17 protein-coding genes and 2 pseudogenes are annotated in these 19,194 nt (G+C 71.5%); 10 read left to right on the forward strand and 9 right to left on the reverse strand.

Translation table 11 applies throughout. The annotated features are described in order from the left end of the window. Positions 1–262 precede the first annotated feature (262 nt). Entirely contained in the window at positions 263–430 is a 168-nt protein-coding gene (locus ACH4F6_RS30970; RefSeq protein WP_397963663.1) for a hypothetical protein, read from the reverse strand. An 84-nt stretch (positions 431–514) separates the two neighbouring features. Here ACH4F6_RS30970 and ACH4F6_RS30975 point away from each other — a divergent pair, with 84 nt between their 5' ends. Further along, positions 515–1,666, forward strand: a complete 1,152-nt coding sequence (locus tag ACH4F6_RS30975) for an SMI1/KNR4 family protein (RefSeq protein WP_397963664.1) — start codon at positions 515–517, stop codon at positions 1,664–1,666. Here ACH4F6_RS30975 and ACH4F6_RS30980 read toward each other — a convergent pair. Together ACH4F6_RS30980 and ACH4F6_RS30985 are read right to left on the reverse strand one after the other, a co-directional pair. Further along, positions 1,657–2,058 (reverse strand): hypothetical protein, encoded by a 402-nt coding sequence (locus ACH4F6_RS30980; protein WP_397963665.1) that lies wholly within the window; start codon positions 2,056–2,058, stop codon positions 1,657–1,659. The two genes, ACH4F6_RS30975 and ACH4F6_RS30980, sit on opposite strands and share 10 nt — an antisense overlap. A gap of 43 nt (positions 2,059–2,101) precedes the next feature. After that, positions 2,102–3,622, reverse strand: coding sequence for an FAD-dependent monooxygenase (locus ACH4F6_RS30985; protein WP_397963666.1), 1,521 nt, complete (start codon positions 3,620–3,622; stop codon positions 2,102–2,104). Between the two features lie 168 nt (positions 3,623–3,790). Here ACH4F6_RS30985 and ACH4F6_RS30990 point away from each other — a divergent pair, with 168 nt between their 5' ends. Together ACH4F6_RS30990 and ACH4F6_RS30995 are read left to right on the forward strand one after the other, a co-directional pair. After that, on the forward strand, positions 3,791–4,390 hold the full coding sequence (locus ACH4F6_RS30990) for a TetR family transcriptional regulator (protein WP_397963667.1): 600 nt from the start codon (positions 3,791–3,793) through the stop codon (positions 4,388–4,390). 324 nt (positions 4,391–4,714) lie between these two features. Then, positions 4,715–4,864, forward strand: coding sequence for a hypothetical protein (locus tag ACH4F6_RS30995; RefSeq protein WP_397963668.1), 150 nt, complete (start codon positions 4,715–4,717; stop codon positions 4,862–4,864). Between the two features lie 353 nt (positions 4,865–5,217). On the opposite strand, the gene ACH4F6_RS31000 is transcribed toward ACH4F6_RS30995, so the two are convergent. After that, complete coding sequence (locus ACH4F6_RS31000; protein WP_397963669.1) at positions 5,218–5,631, reverse strand: SRPBCC family protein; 414 nt, start codon at positions 5,629–5,631, stop codon at positions 5,218–5,220. A gap of 167 nt (positions 5,632–5,798) precedes the next feature. Here ACH4F6_RS31000 and ACH4F6_RS31005 point away from each other — a divergent pair. The 3 genes and pseudogenes from ACH4F6_RS31005 to ACH4F6_RS31015 all read left to right on the forward strand — a co-directional run. Then, a pseudogene (locus tag ACH4F6_RS31005) lies at positions 5,799–5,984 on the forward strand (ATP-binding protein); the annotation flags it as partial. 422 nt (positions 5,985–6,406) lie between these two features. Further along, positions 6,407–7,516 (forward strand): DUF3500 domain-containing protein, encoded by a 1,110-nt coding sequence (locus ACH4F6_RS31010; protein ID WP_397963670.1) that lies wholly within the window; start codon positions 6,407–6,409, stop codon positions 7,514–7,516. A 46-nt stretch (positions 7,517–7,562) separates the two neighbouring features. Further along, positions 7,563–8,921, forward strand: a complete 1,359-nt coding sequence (locus ACH4F6_RS31015) for a sulfite exporter TauE/SafE family protein (RefSeq protein ID WP_397963671.1) — start codon at positions 7,563–7,565, stop codon at positions 8,919–8,921. A 365-nt stretch (positions 8,922–9,286) separates the two neighbouring features. Here the strand turns inward: ACH4F6_RS31015 and ACH4F6_RS31020 are convergent, their stop codons facing one another. Both ACH4F6_RS31020 and ACH4F6_RS31025 read right to left on the reverse strand, forming a co-directional pair. Continuing rightward, complete coding sequence (locus tag ACH4F6_RS31020; protein ID WP_397963672.1) at positions 9,287–10,144, reverse strand: carbohydrate-binding protein; 858 nt, start codon at positions 10,142–10,144, stop codon at positions 9,287–9,289. Positions 10,145–10,177: 33 nt separating this feature from the next. Next, on the reverse strand, positions 10,178–11,116 hold the full coding sequence (locus ACH4F6_RS31025; protein WP_397963673.1) for a helix-turn-helix domain-containing protein: 939 nt from the start codon (positions 11,114–11,116) through the stop codon (positions 10,178–10,180). 106 nt (positions 11,117–11,222) lie between these two features. On the opposite strand from ACH4F6_RS31025, the gene ACH4F6_RS31030 reads away from it, so the two are divergent. From ACH4F6_RS31030 to ACH4F6_RS31040, 3 genes and pseudogenes are all read left to right on the forward strand, one after another. After that, a complete protein-coding gene (locus tag ACH4F6_RS31030; RefSeq protein ID WP_397963674.1) occupies positions 11,223–12,245 on the forward strand; it encodes a LysR substrate-binding domain-containing protein in 1,023 nt (340 codons plus the stop codon). A 68-nt stretch (positions 12,246–12,313) separates the two neighbouring features. Next, on the forward strand, positions 12,314–13,672 hold the full coding sequence (locus tag ACH4F6_RS31035; RefSeq protein WP_397963675.1) for a carbohydrate-binding protein: 1,359 nt from the start codon (positions 12,314–12,316) through the stop codon (positions 13,670–13,672). A gap of 9 nt (positions 13,673–13,681) precedes the next feature. Beyond that, positions 13,682–14,309: pseudogene (locus ACH4F6_RS31040) on the forward strand (transposase); the annotation flags it as partial. Positions 14,310–14,490: 181 nt separating this feature from the next. On the opposite strand, the gene ACH4F6_RS31045 reads toward ACH4F6_RS31040, so the two are convergent. Further along, positions 14,491–15,330, reverse strand: coding sequence for a LysR family transcriptional regulator (locus ACH4F6_RS31045; RefSeq protein ID WP_397963676.1), 840 nt, complete (start codon positions 15,328–15,330; stop codon positions 14,491–14,493). A 92-nt stretch (positions 15,331–15,422) separates the two neighbouring features. On the opposite strand from ACH4F6_RS31045, the gene ACH4F6_RS31050 reads away from it, so the two are divergent. After that, a complete protein-coding gene (locus ACH4F6_RS31050) occupies positions 15,423–16,160 on the forward strand; it encodes an SDR family oxidoreductase (RefSeq protein ID WP_397963677.1) in 738 nt (245 codons plus the stop codon). A gap of 73 nt (positions 16,161–16,233) precedes the next feature. On the opposite strand, the gene ACH4F6_RS31055 is transcribed toward ACH4F6_RS31050, so the two are convergent. Beyond that, on the reverse strand, positions 16,234–16,482 hold the full coding sequence (locus ACH4F6_RS31055) for a hypothetical protein (protein ID WP_397963678.1): 249 nt from the start codon (positions 16,480–16,482) through the stop codon (positions 16,234–16,236). 107 nt (positions 16,483–16,589) lie between these two features. Continuing rightward, positions 16,590–18,812 carry a fibronectin type III domain-containing protein gene (locus ACH4F6_RS31060; RefSeq protein ID WP_397963679.1) on the reverse strand — a complete coding sequence of 741 codons (2,223 nt, stop codon included), beginning with the start codon at positions 18,810–18,812 and terminating at the stop codon, positions 16,590–16,592. Positions 18,813–19,194 lie beyond the last annotated feature (382 nt).

Below are 19,194 nucleotides of genomic sequence, written 5' to 3' on the forward strand. Positions count from 1 at the left end.
CCTCGGCGCGGCAGGCCGGGACGACGCGCGCATGACGGCGGAACCGGCCACCGTCCCGCGACGGCGACCGGCCCCGAACCGGTTTCCTCGGCGCGGGGGGACAAGTGAGCGGGGCGGGCGGCTTGGCCCGGGGTCCGGTGAGGCCGATGCCTGTGGTACGAGGACTCGAACGCGCGTAGGGCGTGGAGCAGGCGGTGCTGGTTCCAGGTCAGGATGTGGTCCAGGACCGGGGATCTTCCGAGCTGCGCCGGTTCGGTCGAAGTCAGAGACAGGCCCCGTTGAGCTCTCCGAGCCGGGCGAACGGCACCCCTTCCGGAAGCGTCGGGGGCGGGGCCAGCACCTGGTGGAGCGGCTCCCCGTCCGCGCCGGTGACGTTCGTGTCCACGTGCAGGGAGAGAACGCGGGGCCAGTCCGAGGTCAGCTGTGCCACCAGGTCCCTGTCGACGACTGGCCCGGCCGGCAGGGCTGGTGGGCGGTGATCAAGCTGTCAGTGTCTGCCCTTAGGGTCACCGCCATGACGAAAGACCTGGTCCAGGATTCATGGAACCGTATCGACGAGTGGCTGCGCGAGCACGCCCCCCGCACCTTCGCCACGCTCGGGCAGCCCGCGGGGCATAAGGAGACAGCAGCCGCGCAGGAGGAACTGGGTGTCACCTTCCCTCCCGACCTGATCGCGTCACTGCTCCGGCACGACGGGGCAGTGGACGGGGCGGGGGCTTTCCGGTTCAGCACGCACGACCGGCTGCTCGGAGTGGCGGGGATCCTCGAGGACACCAGGTTCATGCGCTGCGTCGCCGAAGACCTTGACGAGGAGGAGACCGAGTCCTACTGGCACCACGGCTACGTGAAGTTCGGTTCCTACGGGTCGACGTCCGACGGTCTCGTGATCGACTGCCGCCCCGGGCGGGACTCTTTCGGTGCAGTCGGACGGTTCTTCGACGAGACCGGTACCACTTTCGGGCACGCTGACTCACTGGGTGGGTATCTGGCAGAGCTGGCCGACCAGCTCGAGCGCGGCCAGGACGGGGGTGCCGTCACGTTCAACGGCCGGCTGTTCTGGGAGTGGGCCTGCCCTGCCCGCCCGGAGTGGGGCAGCGCCGACGATCCCCTTCCCGCACCGGACGAGCAACTGCCGGAGCTGGACCTCTCCTGCCGCCCCACCGACCTCCTCCATGCGAGCTACCTGGACGGACTCGAGGAACTCGGTGCACTGCTCGCGGTCCTGCCGCGTGAACAGGTGGCCGAGGCCGCGCGGAAGCAGCTGCGCAGACTGGCCGTCGAGACGGGCCTGAACAAGTACCCGGAGGTCAAGTCGGCCCTGGACGCGTTGGAGCGCGGCGAAGCTCCACCTCGGCCGGAACAGACCGACCCGCTGGTCATGCGACTGCGCAAGGTACTGGTGCAGGCGAACACCCACCGAGACGACCCTCGCAGGTGGGCCGCGGAGAAGACGGTCCACGGGATCTGGGGCTCGCCTTACAGGTCCGTGTACGAGATCGCGAGGATCCGCAGCCGCCTCACTGTCGACTGGCGTGCGGATCTGCACGCGGACCTGGGCAACCCGCCACTGCCGTCGATACCTGACGAACGCTTCTGGGGGACCCTCCGCAACCCCGCCATCGACTCCAGCTGGTACGCAGCTCAGTACACCCAGGATCAGTGCTGATCCCAGAGGGCTCCCGTTCCGCGTGAGCGCTCCGTCTCGCAGGGCCCGCCGGACGAAGTGCCCAGTCGCACCGGGACCGGCGGACAGAGCGTGCAGGGCAGGCCGCCCGGCACTACGTCTGACTCGGCCTCCTCCTGACGCACGGTGAGGCGCTGGGCCCGTTCGAACCCGTCGGCGAAGGCGTCGACGGACTGCTCGACGACCATGAGCAGGCCGAGAGTCGTCCTCCTGGACAGCAGCTGCTCCGGCCAGGCAGCACGGACAGCGGCCAGGTGATGGCCGGTCGATTCCCGCAGGGCGAGACCCTCACGCGCGGCCTGCTCACCGCGCTCCCGGCGCCGCTCCACCTCGTCCCGGTTCGGACGTCGCCCGCTCGCCGTGACATCACGCATACCCAGCGAAAGAGGAATCCAGCACGGGGCCCTGTCGTTCGGATCAGCCCGGCCGTGAGGTGCGGCGTCCCTCGATCTCCCTGACCCCGCGACGCCGGGATGATCCAGCCGAGAGGGCCTGGCCCAGATACCGGGTCACCGCCTCCTCGATCCCCGCCGCGTCCGCACCCTCCGCCGCCCAGGCCACGTATCCGTCGGGCCGTACCAGGACGGTCGTCCGGCGGTCGCCCGCCCAGCGTTCCACGGTCAGCCACCCCTCACGGACACCGGGGCCTTCGTACGTCCCGGGCGTGATCAGCACGAAGCGGCCGCCGCGCAGCGCCTCGTGGAGCCGGCCGTCCCTCAGGGCGACGTCGGGGACGCGGGTACCGGTGAGCCGGTGGGCGCCGCGGGGGGCGGGGTAGGCGTAGCCGATCCCGGTGATCTGCCCCAGGGCCTTGCGCCGGACGGGCGGGGCCATGTCGACGAACGCGGAGACAAGGGCGCGGGCGGCACGCAGCAGCGGATTCCGCGCGCGGGCCAGCCGGACCAGTCCGCCACTGCTGCGCAGCACCGTCCTGCCGATCGGGTGGCGCTCGGCCTCGTAGCTGTCGAGGAGCTTCTCGGGCGCCCGGCCCTGGACGACCGCGGCGAGCTTCCAGCTCAGGTTGGCGGCGTCCTGGAGGCCGGTGTTCATGCCCTGCCCACCGGCCGGGGAGTGGATGTGCGCGGCGTCCCCGGCGAGGAAGACCCGCCCGACCCGGTAGTGGGGTGCCTGGCGCTCGTCACTGTGGAAACGGGAGAGCCAGCGGGCGTCGTGCATGCCGTAGTCGGTGCCCAGGGCACGGCGGGTGATCTCCTTGACCTCGTCGAGGTCGAGCGGGGCGTCGTCGGAGACCTCGTTGCGGCGGTTCCAGCCCATGACCCGGTACCAGCCGTCGCCGAAGGAGGCGATCATCGCGAAGGCGTCGCCGCGGCCGTCGACGGTGAGGACGCCCTCGGGCTTCTCGGCCAGCCGGACATCGGCCAGGATCAGCGACTTGATGACGGAGACACCAGGGAAGTCCAGGCCGATCGCCTCTCGCACGGCGCTCCGGTGACCGTCGGCGCCGACGACATAGGCCGCCCGGCGGGTGACGACCGCCCCGTCCGCGCCGCGCACGTCGAGGTCGACCCCCTCGTCGTCCTGCCGCAGCCCCACGACCTCGCTCTCGTACGCGAACTCGACCCCAGCCTCCCGGGCCCGCCGCTCCAGGAGCCGCTCGACCTCGTACTGCGGGGTGATGAGCAGGAACGGGAAACGCGAGGGCAGCGTGCTCAGATCGAGGGAGAGGCGGCGGAAGAGCCGCAGGCCGGTGACGGTGTCACCGGTGGTGAGGAGTTCGTCGGCGAGGCCGCGGGCGTCGAGCTGCTCCAGGGTGCGGGCGTGCACCCCGAAGGCGCGGGAGAGGTTGCTGATCTCGCGCGGCCGCTTCTCGACGAGGGTCACGGTGACGCCGGCTGTGGCGAGGTCACCGGCGAGGAGGAGGCCGGTGGGGCCGGAGCCGACGACGATCACGGTGCGGTGGGTGGCGGTGCCGTTCATGGTGGCCTCCTATTGCCAGCGCTTACTTGCCATCGCCATTGCCAACGAATGTTGGCCAACGCTTGTTGATGACGATAGCGAGACACCAAGGAAGAAGTCAACGACCGTTGGCAAACAACTGTTGGCGAACGCTTGTTGACCTACATCTGTTGGCCTACGCTCGTTGGCATGAACAGCAGCGGCAGCACCTCCACGGTTCCCGGTTCCGGCGCCCCCCGCCGCTCCGACGCCACCCGCAGCGCGATCCTCGCGGCGGCCCGCGAGCGCTTCGCGACCGACGGCTACGAGCGAGCCACCATCCGCGCCATCGCCAAGGACGCGAACATCGATCCGTCGATGGTGATGCGGTACTACCGCAACAAGGAGGGCCTCTTCGCGGCGGCCGTCGCCATCGACCTGCGGCTGCCGGACGTGAGCGGGGCGGACCGCCGGCAGGACGCGGGGCGGATCCTCGTCGAGCACTTCCTCGACATGTGGGAGAACAACGAGGTCCTCACCGCCCTGCTGCGGGTCGGCGTGACCAACCAGGCCGGGGCGGAGCGCATGCAGGGCATTCTGCGGGACCAGCTGCTGCCGGTCGCCCGGCAGGTGTGCCCCGACCCCGAGCAGGTCCCGGCACGGGCGGCACTCGTGGCGTCGCAACTGCTGGGGCTGGCGCTCACGCGGTACGTGCTGCGGATGCCGCCGGCGGTGGGGCTGGCGCGGGAGGAGATCGTGGCATGGCTGGCCCCGACGATCCAGCGGTACCTGACCGCGCCGACTCCCTGAGGCTGGCCGAGCACGCGTATCCGCAGGGGCCACGGGACCGGTAAGGCGCCGGAAGGCAGCCCCGCACATGAGACCCGCCGGGCGCCGAGAAACCCGAGCCCAGGAGGCCGGCCAAACCCCGAGAACCCGCCGAGCCCTTGACGCGCCTTGGTGTGCTGTCCTGGCCAAGCGCGCCGGCTACATCTTCTACGTCAGCCACCTCGCGCTTCAGCGGATCCACGGCTACCGGGCGGGCACCCGCGCCCTGGCGGTGGACCGGGCCCGGGCACGAGGCGCCTGCGAGCAACTGCTCGGCCTGCGGATCATCCGCCGGCCGTCGACCGGATGCGGCTGTTCGTCGACGGCGAGGACGGCCTGGAGCCGGTCCGCGGACTGCAGCTGGAGCCGTTGCTGAACGACGAGGAGAACCCGGTCGACGCGGAGAAGCGCGCGGCGCCGGCGGCGCGCACCGGCCTCATCCCGGACGTGGCGTGAGCGGCCGGGGCCGGAATGCGGCGCCCCGCCTCGTTCACCCCGCCGGACGATGTGCCACACGCTGCAGGACCGCCGATGAGAACAGGCCGGTCCGTGCCAGTCGCGACTGGAGTTCCGGCCGGCAACCGACGGCCGCCGCAGACCGCCTGCCCATCCTGGATGATCAACACGCGGCTGGGGACAGCATCCCTGAGCACGCACCCGACCAGCGTGGCCGCCACCCGGCGGGCGTGCCGACACCCCGCCCCGGCCCTGCGGGCGAGGACGGCAGCGGCACAGTCGAAGACGCCCGCGGCCGCGGACCGACGCTCACGCAAAAACGCGACGGAGAACGTCCCGCGCTGACACCCGGTTCACCGTTCAGCGCTCTCCACCGCCTGCTTGACACCGCTCAGTGCCTCCCTGAGGCCGTGGTCGACCTGCTCGCCCTCCGTGTGCCCGGTGTGCAGCTCCACCGTCAGACGGCAGGTGTCCGCCTCCTCACCCACGTCCACGTGCAGCCGGCCCCGGTAGTCGTGCGGCCCCGGCGCGCCCCATTCCAGGCTCTTGCCCTCCTCGACCACATGCAGCCACGCCTCACTGGTGACGTCCTGCTCCGGGGCGTCGGCGGGATCGATGTGGGCGGTGACGGTGACCTGGTCACCGCCGTGAGGGTGCACGGAAGTCAGCCGCGGCATGTAGGAGGGCAGGTGCTCCACGTCGGACAGATAGGCAAAAAGCCGGTCCGGCGGTACCTGCACGGTAATGCTGTCGCTGTAATCACCCATAGCCAACGGGGTCCCCGACGCGCCCGGCCGACAAACCGAAACCCGCCACGCCTCACCCGGCACGCGCACCACTCACGTCCCGACCGTCACGACGAGCAACGGAGCCGACCCCCACGCCGCACAACGCAGCGCAGACGAACCGGTAGCCCGGCCACGAGCAGGGCTCGGTCATGGTGACCTCGAACCTGCCCTTCGGACGCCGGGGAGAGACTTCCTCCGACGACGTGGTCGCGGCGGCGATGATCGACCGCCTGGTCCACCGCGCCGAGGCCCTCATCCTCACCGCAGGCTCCTGCCGCACCCGTCGGCGGCGCGAACTGCTGAACAAGGACAACGGCGCCGGACACCGGTGAGTCACAGGGCCCACCAGCAATACAGCCGCCGGCCGGAAGCCTGAGCGGAGGAGCGCTGCCCACCGTCCTTCACCGTGACCCTGTTTCGCTCGGGGAATCCGGTGTCGGCGATACGTTCGTCGGCCACTCAGCGATCAAGGACGATTTCATCAAAAGGTGCGCATCGATCGAGCGCGGCGGACGCCTCTCCGCCCACGAGAGGTCGCCGCATGGCCGAGTCGGATCGGTCCCCTCGGTCCCACCGGGCAAAGTGTTGACGTTTTTGTTGGCACGTGCGCATCATCTCTTCCGTGTGACACAGGGGCGGCGACATCGCTCTCCTGTCATGTACGCGTCAATTCGGGACTCGCGACCTGGGTTCCCTTCCCTCTCCGGTGCGCCCGACCGGCCGCGCCGGCCCTCCTCCCCCACAAGGAGACGCCGTGTTCTCCCCTGACACCGGCACCAACCCGCTCCGCCGCAGCAGGCGCACCCGTCCTGGCTCCTCGGCCGTCGTCGCGGCCGTCGTGCTCGTCACCGGCTCCCTGGCCGGGGCCACCGGAGCCACCGCGGCGCCCGGTACCGTCGCCGACCCGTCGGCCCGGACCGAGGTGGCCGCGACGGCCGCCTCCCAGGTCTTGACAGCGACGAACACCTTCCTGGCTACCCTGAGTTCGTCCCAGAAGACGGCGGTCCAGGGGACGCGGACGCAGGCCAACCTCTCGAAGTGGTCCAATCTTCCCGATGCCCTGTTCAAGCGGGCCGGACTGCGCATGGACTCGCTGACGTCGGCCCAGCAGGCGGCAGTGCTCGACATCCTCGAGCCGGCCCTGAGCGACGCCGGTTATCAGCAGGTCGCCGGCATCACCTACGGCGACGGTGTCCTCAAGGCTCAGGGAGGCATCGACCTCGACTTCGGGGCGGACCACTACTGGATCCGCATCCTGGGGACCCCGTCCAGCACCGGCAAGTGGACCGTCCAGTACGGCGGTCACCACCTCGCGGTCAACATCACGCTCTCCGGCGGCACCATGACCCTGGGCCCGACGCTGTGGGGCGCCCAGCCCGCCTACTACACCAGGAGCGGCGCCACGATCGAACCACTGGCCGGCGAGACCGACGACGCGTTCGCCGTCATGCAGTCGCTGAACAGCGCCCAGCAGGCCGCCGCCGTTCTGGACACCCCGGTCAAGGAGATCGTCCTGGGCGCCGGCCAGGACGGAAAGACCCTGGCCTACGACGGCGTCCGGGCCTCGACCTTCACAGCGGCCCAGAAGACGCTGCTGCTCCGTCTGATCGACGAGTGGATCAGCCCGCTCAACGCCGAACAGGCCGCGGAAAAGCTCGCGAAGGCACAGGCCGACCTCGACCAGACCTGGTTCGCGTGGTCCGGTTCCACCGCCGCCGACCAGCCCGTCTACTACCGGGTCCAAAGCCCTGCGTTCACCATCGAGTTCGCCCACCAGCAGGGCAGCGGCGCCAACGCGGGCGGCACCACGCACATCCATTCCATCTACCGCGAGAACGGCAACGACTACGGCGCCCAGGACTGATCCCGTGTCCTTGCGCAGACACCGCCCGGCCCGGTGGACGGCGGCAGTGACGCTCGCTGTCGCCGGGGCGGGCCTCGCCGCTGCTCCCGCACAGGCACATCCCAGCGACGAGATCCTCCAGCAGGTGTACCTGACGCCCACCCGTGCCCGCCTGGACATCGAACTCGACGTCACCCCCGGGGTGCTGGTGGCCCCCGCGTTCGCCCGGACCGTCGACACCGACGGCGACGGCAGGTTCAGCGACCGCGAGACGGCCGCGCACCTCGACCGGGTGGCGTCCGCCTTGCACCTGCGGGTCGACGGCTCACCCGTCGCGCTCACGGTGACGGACAGCTCTTACCCGCCCCGTGAACTGCTCGCCGCGGCCGGAGGCACCGCGGTAGTCCGGCTGAGCGCCGGCCTGCCTCAGGGCGGACAGCACGTCACCTTCACCGACGCGTACGACCCCGGTGGCCGTACGACGGTGCAGGCGAGCCTCATGGTCGCGGCCAAGGACGCGACATCCACCGGCGCCGCGGAACGCACGGACGGCGGCCGGAGCATCTCCTTCAGGGTGGGCGGCGGAGAGACTTCGGCCACGGCACAGGGCCCGCCGTCCCGGACACAGTCCGGGGCACGACGGACACCATCGGAGTCCGAGGCCGGCGGCGGAAGACTTCTCGCCGCACTGCGGACACCGCTGTCGTCGCCCTGGGCGCTGCTGGCCCTGATCGGCACGTGCGCTCTGCTCGGCGCGTTCCACGCCCTCACCCCGGGACACGGCAAAGCACTGCTCGCCTCCTACCTGGTCGGCTCACGCAGCACACCGCGGCAGGCGGTCGCACTCGGGGCCGTCATCACCGTCACCCACACCTCCTCGGTGATCGTGCTCGGCACGCTCGCCCTGCTGGCGGGGCGGTACGTGATGCCCGGGACACTCGTACCGGCCCTCGAAGCGGCCTCCGGGACCGTCGTGGTCCTTCTCGGTGCACGGCTGCTGCTGCGCCGCCGGCGGTCCCGAAATGTCCACGATCACCCGCACGACCACCATCACCCACTCCCGCACCACTCCGACCACCCGCATGCGCACGCGCGGCGTGAGTGGCCCTCGTCCTTCAGAGGCATCGCAGCCCTGGGCGTGTCCGGCGGGATCATCCCGTGCCCGGAGGCACTCGGCGTCCTGCTGCTGGCCGTCGGACTCCACCGCACCGCCCTGGGGCTCACCATGATCGTCGCCTTCAGCGTCGGACTGGCCGGGGTGCTCGTCGCCCTGGGCCTGCTGCTGGTCACCGCCAGAACCACGCTGACCCGATTCCGGCACGCCCCGCCCGGGCTCCTGGTCAGAACGCTGCCCATGTGTTCCGCCGTCTTCGTCACCGCACTCGGCCTGACGATCGCCCTGCACGGGATGAGCGGACTGGCCTGATGTCCGGGGCGCACCGACCGGCCCCCGCTCGAGCCGTTGCTCCCGGACGACCTCGGTCACCGTCACCGGCAACGCCACGGCGCGCCGTGGCGCGCATACGGCAGCAGGGAGCCGAGCGGGCCGGAGCGGGCACCGGGGTGCGGCCCTGCTCCGGCCTCGTTCTCGCGCGAACCGGCCGGTCCTGTTCGCGCGAGAACGGCTGCTTCTTGTACCCGGTCACCCTGGCGACCCACTTGACGAAGTCGCCCGGGTCGGCGTTGGTGGCGTGGCCCTGGTCCCGGGAGTACCCGTGGTCGACGTCGTCGCCGATGTCGTCGAGGGCGGGGGTGTCGTTCCTGAGGCTGTAGGCCGTGAAGTGGCGGGCCTCAGGCCGCCCGCCACAGGGCCGGCACGGCCGGCGGCTCCCAGCCCGGCTGAGCCGTGTGCGGCTGGAGGCAGACGTAGGCACGGCCGGCGTACGTGACCCGGTCACCCGCCCGGTAGGCGGCGCCCACGGCCCAGGTTCCCCCCGGCGGCGGGGTGGGACCGGGCCCGGGGTCCTGCGCGACGTCCAGGACGAAGTCGAACGCCGCCTCCCGGCCGCCGCCCCCGTCCCGTACGGTCATCAGCAGCCGCGGGTCGAAGATCGTGTCGGTGTTGTTGCGTGGCTCGTTCGGGAAGTAGAGCTGCGTGGTCAGGACCGAACGGCCGGGCGCCTGCAGCTTGACGTGCAGGTGGCGCGTGCGGCCGGGATAGAGGCCCGGCACGATGGTGGTCAGCGTGAAGGAGCCGCGGGAGTCGGTGAACTGGTGCCCGCGCAGCCGGAAGCCCGTGTTGTCGTAGGCGCCGTTCGCGTCGGCCTGCCAGAAGTCCAGCAGGACGCCGGCCAGCGGAAGGCAGGCGCGGCCGAAGACGTAGCCGCTCACGGTGAGCGGGGTGCCGGGCATGCCGGGCTCCAGCAGACTGGTGCGCCGAGGCGAGTTCGGCTTGAAGTAGGGGCCCTCTGTTTGCTCCGGGGTCGGGTGGTCGCCGTCGTCGCAGGACGGCGTGAGGTCCGGAGCCGTACCGCTCGCCGCCGCGGTGCGGGCGAGGGCCGGGCCGCCGGCCAGGGCGACGGGGATCGCGGCGGTGGCGGCGAGCGCCGCGCGCAGCACCGTCTTGCGGCGCACGAACCGGGGGGATTTCGCCTCGCGGTCGGCACCGGGGTCGTCCGGGCCCGCGCCGTGCCTGCCTGCTCCGTCCATGTCTCCTCCTCGTGGGGGCGGTGGGCAACGAAACTAGGCGCGCCCGGACGGAGCTTCGAGGGACTGATGGTGGCGGCTGTGGTGTTTTCGGAAGGCTCCCGGACTGCTTCCGGTCTCGCGCCGGAAGAACCGGCCGAAGTAGGCGGGGTCACTGAACCCGGTGCGCGCGGCGACCTGCCGGACCGACAACCGGGTATGGGCCAGGAGCTGTTGCGCCTGATACACGCGTGCCTCGATCAGAAGCCTGCCGGGCGGGCGGCCGATGGCGGCCCGCACCGCCTGGGTGAGGTACCCGGGCGTGACCCCCAGCCGGCCGGCGCACTGCTGCACGCTCCACCCCGCCGCCTCGGAGCGGGCGATCAGTTCCGTGAACGCCTCGGCCACGGCGGCCGCACGGCCCTGGGCACGCGGCCCGGCGCCGTGTCCGGCGGGCCTGGGGAGCCGGGCGGCGCGCAGGACGAGCACGTGCAGCAGGGACCGCAGCACGCTCTCGTGTCCCGCCGCGCACTGCCGGTGTTCCGCGACCAGTTCGGCGAACAGGCACCCGATCGCCCGGTCGTGCCCCGGATCCAGCGCGAACAAGCACCGCGTCCCGAGCTCCCGCAGCACCTCCCGGTCGCCGGGGTGGTCCACCAGGAAGTCGTCGGTGAACAGCACGAGCGATCCCTCCGGGCCCCGGCCGCCCTCCCAGTGGTGCACCTGACCGGGCAGGATCACGGCCAGCTGCGGAGGGCGTACCGGCCACCGGGCGAGATCGACGACGTGGGTACCCGAACCGGCGGTGACGTGCACCATCTCGTAGAAGGTGTGCCGGTGCGGCCGGTCCCACCGGGAGAGCGGCCCCACCTCCTCGAAGGAGCCCGTGGCGAACGGAGGGGCGCCCGGGCCGGCCACCTCCAGCCGGTGCAGCGCCACGTCCCCCGCGCCGGGGGGCAGGCTCGGAACTCCTGGTAAGACCGTGGTGCTGCGCATCGGGCGCGCTCCTTCCTCGGACACCGGCCGGGTCGCGCACATCCGTTCCCGCTCTGGTCTGCACCAACCCCTTGCCCCTCGCCCTCCGGCGTCGCAAGCTCCCTGCATGGAGCTGGAGTTGCGGCATCTCAAAACCATCCGGGCCATCGCCGACGCGGGCAGCCTGACCAGGGCGGCCACGGCCCTCGGCCTCGCCCAGCCCGCCCTCAGCGCACAGCTGAGACGCATCGAACGGGCCCTGGGCGGGGCCCTGTTCGAACGCGGCCGGCACGGCGTGCGCACCACCGCCCTCGGTGAGCTGGTCCTGGAGCGCACCCGGATCGTGCTGCCCGCGGTGAGCGAACTCCAGCGGGAGGCCGCCCGGTTCGCCCGAACCCGGCGGGTCGGGCAGCGGCTGCGTCTCGGCGGCACCCACGGACCGCTGCTGGGGGCGCTGGTGGACCGACTGGCCGACACCGCACCCGGCACCACCGTGACCACCTGCGCCTCCTGGTCGGAGCGAGAACTGGCGGAACTGCTGGCCGAGGGACGCCTGGACTTCGCGCTCACCGGCACCTGCGGTTCCGCCCCGCCGCCCGACCCGCCGCACCTCGTCTGGGAGGAGATAGCCGTCGACCCCGTCTTCGTCATGCTCGCCGACGGTCATCGGCTGGCCCACGAGCGGGAGATCGACCTGGCCGCGCTCGCCGACGAGGAATGGGCCTGCGTCCCCGGCGACGGCTGTTTCGCGGACTGCTTCACCGCGGCCTGCGCCCGCGCCGGCTTCACCCCGCGACGCATGTACGAGACGGACACCGCATCCTGCGTGCACCTGGTGCAGGTGGGCCGGGCGGTGGGCCTGTGCCGGGCCACGTTCCCGCCGACACCCGGTCTCGCCATCCGCCCGCTCATCGGGACGCCCCTGATGTGGCGTCACCTGCTCGGCCGTCACTCCGCCGGACAGCGGCAGGACACCGCGGACACCGTGCTGACCCAGGCCCGCGCGGCGCACGCGGGCGCGGCGGCCCGCAGCGACAGCTACGTGCACTGGCTCGCGCAGCGCCGTCCGGCACCGGACACCGCGCCCCGACCGGCGACGGCGACGGCGTCCCGAGCAGCTTCCATAACACGGGGACAGGGGGTCGGCTGACGTCTTACGGAGCGAGGCGGAGCCTTCCTACGGTGGCGCCACCCCACCGAATCCGAGGAGAACTCCCCATGCTCCAACGACAGCTCAGGGCCGCGTGCGCCGCCGTCGCGGCGGCGGGCGCCCTGCTCGTGGCCGGGCTCAGCGGCTCCGCGAGCGCCCTGCCGTCCCCCTCGTCCGCCGCCCCCACGGCGGCCGAGACCCTGCGCACCGACGCGGCCCCGCCCGGCCTCCTCGCCGCGCTCCAGCGGGACCTCGGCCTGAACCGGCAGCAGGCGGACCGCCGGCTGGCCAACGAGGCCGAGGCGGGCGCCACCACCGGTCGGCTGCGCACCGCCGTGGGCGCGCACTACGCGGGCGCCTGGGTGAGCGGCACGCTGTCGGACACCCTGACCGTGGCCACGACCGACCCGGCCGACGTGCGCGCCATCCGGGCCCAGGGCGCCGACGCGGTGGTCGTGGACCACTCGCTGGCCGCGCTGGACGCCGCCAAGGCGCGCGTCGACCGTGCCGCCGCGTATCACGGCACCACCGACACGCCGGTCTGGTACGTGGACGTACGCACCAACACGCTGACGGTGGAGGCGGTACGGGCGCAGGCCGCCCGCTCCCTGCTCGACGCGGCGGACGTCGACGCCTCCCTCACCCGGATCGTCCGGTCCACCGAGCAGCCGCGCCCGCTCTACGACCTGCGCGGCGGCGACGCCTACTACATCGGCAGCGGCAGCCGCTGCTCGATCGGCTTCCCGGTGACCCGCGGCACCCAGCAGGGGTTCGCCACGGCCGGCCACTGCGGACGCGCCGGCAGCAGCACCACCGGCTCCAACCGGGTCGCGCAGGGCACGTTCCAGGCGTCGGTCTTCCCCGGCAACGACATGGCGTGGGTGACCACGAACGCCAACTGGACGGCGACGCCGTACGTCAACGGCTCCAGCACGCAGGTCGCGGGGTCCACGCAGGCCGCGGTCGGCTCCTCCGTGTGCCGCTCCGGCTCCACGACCGGCTGGCACTGCGGCACGGTGCAGCAGCTCAACTCCAGCGTGACGTACCAGGAGGGCACCGTCGCCGGCGTCACCCGCACCTCGGTGTGCGCCGAACCGGGCGACTCGGGCGGCTCGTTCATCTCCGGCAGCCAGGCGCAGGGCGTCACCTCGGGCGGCTCGGGCAACTGCACGAGCGGCGGCACGACCTACTTCCAGCCGATCAACCCCATCCTCCAGAACTACGGCCTCACCCTGAAGACCACCGCCTCCGGCCCCGGGGACCCGGGCGACCCCGGCGACCCGGGCGGCACCTGGGCGGTGGGCACCGTGTACCAGGCGGGCGCGACGGTGACGTACGGCGGCGCCACCTACCGCTGCCTGCAGACCCATCAGGCCCAGCCTGGCTGGGAGCCCCCGAACACCCCGGCGCTGTGGCAGCGGGCGTGAGCGGCTGACCCGCCGGGCGGAAGGCGGCCCCGGTCCCCGGACCGGGGCCGCACCGGGATCTCCTGGCGCGACCTGCCGGCCCGTCACGGCCCGTGGAAGACGGTGTCACCCGCTTCCGCCGCTACGCCCCGGACGGCGTGTTCACCCGGTCCCTGCAGCAGATCCAGGCCCAGGCCGACGCGGCCGGTGACGTCGACCGGCTGGTCCGGATCGACTCCACCGTCGTCCGCACCCACCAGCACGCCGCCGCCACCGGCCGAAAAAAAGGGGGGCGGCAGCGGGCGGACGAACCGGACGATCACGCCCTCGGCCGATCCCGAGGAGGCCTGACACCAGAATCCACCTCGCCTGCGACGGCAAAGGACGCCCGCGCGCCGCCCTCCCGACACCGGGCCAACGTCACGACAGCACCTGCGCACGCCCTCCGCCGGAACGGACCCGCGTCCCCCGCACCCGCCCGGGCCGACCACGCCGCAGACCCGACCGGGAGACCTACCGCCGACGCAACACGACCGAGCGCTGCTTCGACCGGCTCAAAGGCCTCCTCGGCGTCACCACCGGACACGAGAAGACCGCCACCTCCCACGAAGCGGCGGTCCCCCTCGCCCCATTCCTGCTCTGGGCAAGATCCGTCTGAAGACGGACCCCAGGACCACGTCGCGCCGTCGGCCGTTGTGGCGGCCGATGCGCTCGCGGGCACCTCTTCCACCTCTGGCCTGGGCTCGCACCATGGGTGTGTCGGGTTGTTTGACGATTTCGTTCGTCGACGATCTGCGGTGGTCGGCCGTATCCCACGTGAGCGGATGCGGAACGGCCGGTCAAAGACGTGTTGCTACGCGGATCAGGTCGGCGGCTGCGCGAAGTCGGCTCTGCGACGGCCAAGCGATCACGGTTGTCACGGGCGGGGCGTCCAGGGCCGGCACGGCGGCGAGATCCCGGCGCAGGTCGGTGCCGGCAGACTCGGGGATGATCACGGTGGTGTGGCCGAGCGCGATCAGCTGGAAGAGCTGTGTCAGGTTGTGCACCTCTGGCCCTGGTCCCTCCGGGTAGCTGCCGCCGTGGTCCGGCCAGCGTGCCATCGGGAGTTCCGGCAGTGCGGTGACCTCGGCCACCCGGATCTGGGAGCGGCCGGCGAGGGGGTGAGAGGCGGGCAGGATCGCCACCTGTCCCTCGGTGTACAGAACTTCGGTGTCGAGTCCGGCCGCCGAGTCGAAGGGCAGGTGCAGCAGAGCCACATCGGCTTGCCCGTTGTGCAGCAGTTCCTGTTGCTGATGCGCTTCGCAGAGCAGCAGATCGACGGTGGCTGCGCCGGGCTCCGCGCGGTAGGCGTCGAGCAGTTTGGCCAGCAACTCGCCGGCAGTGCCGGATTTGACGGCGAGGACGAGGCGGGGGTGGCTTTGCGCGGCCTGCCGGGCACGCCGCTCGGCAGCGGCTACCGCGCTGAGGATCGAGCGTGCCTCGGACAGCAGGACGGCCCCGGCCTCGGTGAGCGTGACCCTGCGGCTGGTGCGCTCCAGCAGCGTGACCCCGAGCTGTCGTTCGAGCCGGGCGATGGCGCGGGACAGGGGCGGCTGGGCCATCTCCAGACGCTGGGCGGCCTTGCCGAAGTGCAGTTCCTCGGCGACGGCGACGAAGTACCGCAGCTCGCGTATCTCCATACATGCACGGTAACCGTGGGGAGGGCCGATTGATACCGTCCGGGTATCGCTGCGCTGCCGAGACGGTGTTGGTGCCTGGTCGAAGCGCAGCCATGCTCGGTCTCATGAGTGAGAAGACGATTGCGCTGGTCACCGGCGCGAACAAGGGAATCGGGTACGAGATCGCGGCCGGGCTGTCCGCGTTGGGTTGGAGCGTCGGTGTCGGCGCCCGGGACGAGCAGCGCAGGACGGACGCTGTGGCGAAACTGCGCGCGGCAGGCGCCGACGCGTTCGGCGTGCCCTTGGACGTGACCGACGACGAGAGCGTGACCGCCGCCGCGCGGTTGATCGAGGAGCGGGCGGGACGCCTTGACGTGCTGGTCAACAACGCCGGCGTCGCGGGCGGCCGGCCGGAGGAGCCTTCGACCGTCGACCTGGAAACCGTGCGGCGGCTGGTGGAGACCAACGTCATGGGCGTCATCCGGGTCACCAACGCGATGCTGCCGCTGCTGCGCCGCTCGGCGCACCCGCGGATCGTCAACCAGTCCAGCCATGTCGGCTCTCTGGCGCTGCAGACCACGCCCGGCGTCGACCTCGGAGGGATCAGCGGGGCCTACGCGCCGACGAAGACCTTCCTCAACGCCGTCACCGTCCAGTACGCGAAGGAGCTGAGCGGCACCGACATTCTGATCAACAATGCCTGCCCCGGCTACGTGGCCACCGACCTCAACGGGTTCAGCGGTACTCGGACCCCTGAGCAGGGGGCGGCAATCGCCGTCAGGCTGGCGGCCCTGCCTGACGACGGCCCCACCGGTCAGATGTTCGACGACAGTGGAGTCGTGCCCTGGTGATGTCCTGACGCGTTCCCGCTCGACCGGGCTGCCGCTCGACACGCCCCGCCGGCGTCGCGTGAGCAGCCGTCTGTCACGGCCTGAGCGCGGCCTCCTTCCTCCCCACTCGAACAAGAGCCCGTACTTGACCGCCCGGATGGGGAACCGCCGGCAAGAGATTGTCGTCGGCCGGGGAGCTGATGCCGACGACGTACACCCCGCCGTGGAGGGCGAAACCGTGATGCACAGCGTTCCGACCGGCCGGGGTGCAGAGAGCTTCAGCAGGGTGGGTGGTGCCGTCGTCGGCTTCGCTGGTCTCGATCTCGTACAGGGCGGTGGTCACGCGTTCACCCCCGCGATGGCGTCGGTCAGGAGCGTGACGATGTCGGCGCCCCGCCGTCCGGAAGCATGAGGCGTCCGGACGGCGGGGCTGAGGGATCGAGCGGGGTGTCAGGGCGCCATCAGCGATATCCCGAACGGCACGGCCTGCGGGGCCGATTCGGTGCCGTCTGCGGCCACGGCGGTGACGACGTAGTAGTAGTACGCCCGCGCCAGACCGGGGTCCTTGTACGTCAGTGCCGTCACGCCCGTGGCGATGCGGTGCTCAGGGGTGAAGACGTCCGAGCCGGACGTGGACCGGTAGACGTTGTACGAGACGGTCGCACTCTGGTCGCACGCTCCGACCTCCCAGTTGAGCTGGACGTAGTCCGCGCCCCTGCCGCCCCCGGTGATCCGGGGGGTGGCCGGTGCGGTCAGGACCGGGCAGGACAGGGTGACCTCGGCCATCGGCGAGAAGTCGGACCACTGGCTGTGCGTGCTGACGGCGCGTACCACGTAGTACCAGGTCTTTCCGGCGGGCACGTTCTCGTTCGTGAACGTCGTCCCGGTGATGAGCGGGGAGACCGAGTAGGCCGTCGTCGGGTCCGTGCCGGTCGTGCGGTAGACGTAGTAGCCGGCCACATCGGCCGACGTGCTCGCGGTCCATTCCACCTTGACGTTGCCGTTGTCGGCCGTCGCGGTGACCGAGGCGGGCGCGGCCGGCTTCTCGTAGACCGGCAGGCGCTTGCCGTAGACGGTGCCGTAGCCGGGCTCGGGCATGGGGGAGACGTTGCCGGCCGCGTCGACGGCGCGGACGGTGTAGCCGAACTGCACGTCGGCCGGGGTGCTGCTGTCCAGGTAGGTGCCGTCCCGCACCACGGCGATCTGCTCCCACGCGCCGAACATCGGCTTGCGCATGACGAGGTAGTGGTCCGTGTCGTCGGTGTTGGGCGTCCAGACGAGGTGCACACCGTCCGTGCCGTCCCAGGCGTCCAGGCCGTACGGCATGTGCGGCGGGGTGACGTCACGGGTGCGGGTGGCCGAGGCCGTCGCTGACGGGTCCGACTCCGTGCCGAGAGGCGTGACCGTCCTGACCTGGTAGGAGCGCGCTTCGCCGACGGGCGCCGCGTAGTCGTCATAGCCGGGGCCGGTGACCGGCGTCCCGGTCAACCGGGTCCACGGGCCTGCGGCCGAATCGGCGCCATAGACGTGGAACCGGTGGGACGCGTCACCGTCGTACCGCCAGCCGACGGTGTTGCGGTCGACCCAGCCGTTGGCGGAGACGGCCGTCGGCGGCAGCGGCTTGGCCTCGGCGGCGTCGAGCTGGATGAAGGCGGAGTACGCGGAGGCGTTGCCCGCGCTGTCCTTGGCCCGCACGCGGTAGTAGTAGGTCGTGCCCACGGCGGCGGACGGGTCGGTCAGGGCCGCGCTCTGCGTGGGCGTGCCGACCGAGGCGAACGGTCCCTCGGGTACGACGGCCCGCTGCACCTCGTAGGAGCTCGCCCCGCTCACCGGGGACCAGGAGAGCCGGGCGCCGGCGGACGGGTCGTACGTGGCCGTGAGCCCGGTGGGCACGGCGGGAGCCGTCCTGTCGGCGCTGACGACGCTCGTCACCGCGGACAGCGCGGAGACGTTGCCGGAGCGGTCGACGGCACGGAGGGCGTACTCGTAGGTGGTGCCGGTGGCCGGGGGCGCGTCGGTGAAGGTGGTGCCCGTGATCGGGGTGGAGTTGAGCAGGCTCCAGCTGCTGGTGCCGGCGATGCGGCGGTAGACGCGGTAGCCGGTCAGGTCCATCTCGTAGTTGCGGGACCAGGTCAGGCTCGTCTTGAGGGTGGACGCCGAGTAGCTGGACTTCACGCCGACCGGGGCCAGGGGGACGGTCTTGTCGTACGTGGCGCTGATGACCGGCTTGTAGGAGAAGGAGATGTTGGCGGTGCCGGTGAAGGCGGCGAAGTCCACACGCAGGGTGTGGGTCCCGCGCGGCATGGTGAGGCGTACGGTCTTCCGCTGGGTCGAGCTGACGTTGCGCCACAGGTCGATCTTGCGGTAGCCGTCGATGTAGACGCGGGCGCCGTCCTGGACGGCGACGCTCAGGTCGAAGGGGCCGCCGGAGCCGAAGTTGCGGGTGGTGGTCCAGCGGACGCCGAAGTAGTCCTTCGGCAGGGTCACCCCGGAGGGGTCGCCGTAGCCGTAGTTCTCGGCGACGGCGGTATCGCAGACAGTGGCCTTCGGCGTGCCGGAGAGGGTGGTGTTGGCGTAGTACTGGGCCTTCCACACGCCGGCCGAGCAGGTCACGGCCGCGTGCGCGGTCGCGGGGAAAGCGAGCCCGGCCAGGGCTGTGGCCAAGGAGAGCACGGCCGCACCACCTGTACGGCGCGCCGCACCGCAGGATATTCGCATCTACGGATGCTCACACTTTCGATGAGGAGATGAGGACAAGGCGTGTATGCCGCCCCAATGGTGCCATTGGAAAGATCACTTGCGATAGGTGCTTTGTGCGGTGAAGTCACCGATGAAACGGGGCTGCGCAGGGGACGAAACCCAGTCATCGAAGAGCGTTTTGTCCCGGCGAGGTTGTTTGGTGACGCTTCGGTGGCGAGTGGGTCTGTGACTGCTGGGGCGAGAGTGCTCAATGCGGGTCGTACGACAGGAGACGTCGCGCCTCGGTCCGTTCGAGTCGAGTCGCTCCTGTCTGATCGCAAAGCGCCCCCGATTGCCGCCGTTTGCTCCCTGGGGA

It is taken from the genome of Streptomyces sp. NPDC017936 (genome assembly GCF_044328485.1).
Classification (GTDB): domain Bacteria; phylum Actinomycetota; class Actinomycetes; order Streptomycetales; family Streptomycetaceae; genus Streptomyces.

Bases quoted from the DNA above. Each gene is read 5' to 3' on its own strand.
- ACH4F6_RS30980 (WP_397963665.1), bottom strand. From the start codon at position 2,058: ATGCGTGATGTCACGGCGAGCGGGCGACGTCCGAACCGGGACGAGGTG.
- ACH4F6_RS31045 (WP_397963676.1), bottom strand. From the start codon at position 15,330: ATGGAGATACGCGAGCTGCGGTACTTCGTCGCCGTCGCCGAGGAACTG.
- ACH4F6_RS31030 (WP_397963674.1), top strand. From the start codon at position 11,223: ATGGAGCTGGAGTTGCGGCATCTCAAAACCATCCGGGCCATCGCCGAC.
- ACH4F6_RS31025 (WP_397963673.1), bottom strand. From the start codon at position 11,116: ATGCGCAGCACCACGGTCTTACCAGGAGTTCCGAGCCTGCCCCCCGGC.
- ACH4F6_RS30985 (WP_397963666.1), bottom strand. From the start codon at position 3,622: ATGAACGGCACCGCCACCCACCGCACCGTGATCGTCGTCGGCTCCGGC.
- ACH4F6_RS31020 (WP_397963672.1), bottom strand. From the start codon at position 10,144: ATGGACGGAGCAGGCAGGCACGGCGCGGGCCCGGACGACCCCGGTGCC.
- ACH4F6_RS30975 (WP_397963664.1), top strand. From the start codon at position 515: ATGACGAAAGACCTGGTCCAGGATTCATGGAACCGTATCGACGAGTGG.
- ACH4F6_RS31050 (WP_397963677.1), top strand. From the start codon at position 15,423: ATGCTCGGTCTCATGAGTGAGAAGACGATTGCGCTGGTCACCGGCGCG.
- ACH4F6_RS31035 (WP_397963675.1), top strand. From the start codon at position 12,314: ATGCTCCAACGACAGCTCAGGGCCGCGTGCGCCGCCGTCGCGGCGGCG.
- ACH4F6_RS31000 (WP_397963669.1), bottom strand. From the start codon at position 5,631: ATGGGTGATTACAGCGACAGCATTACCGTGCAGGTACCGCCGGACCGG.
- ACH4F6_RS30995 (WP_397963668.1), top strand. From the start codon at position 4,715: ATGCGGCTGTTCGTCGACGGCGAGGACGGCCTGGAGCCGGTCCGCGGA.
- ACH4F6_RS30990 (WP_397963667.1), top strand. From the start codon at position 3,791: ATGAACAGCAGCGGCAGCACCTCCACGGTTCCCGGTTCCGGCGCCCCC.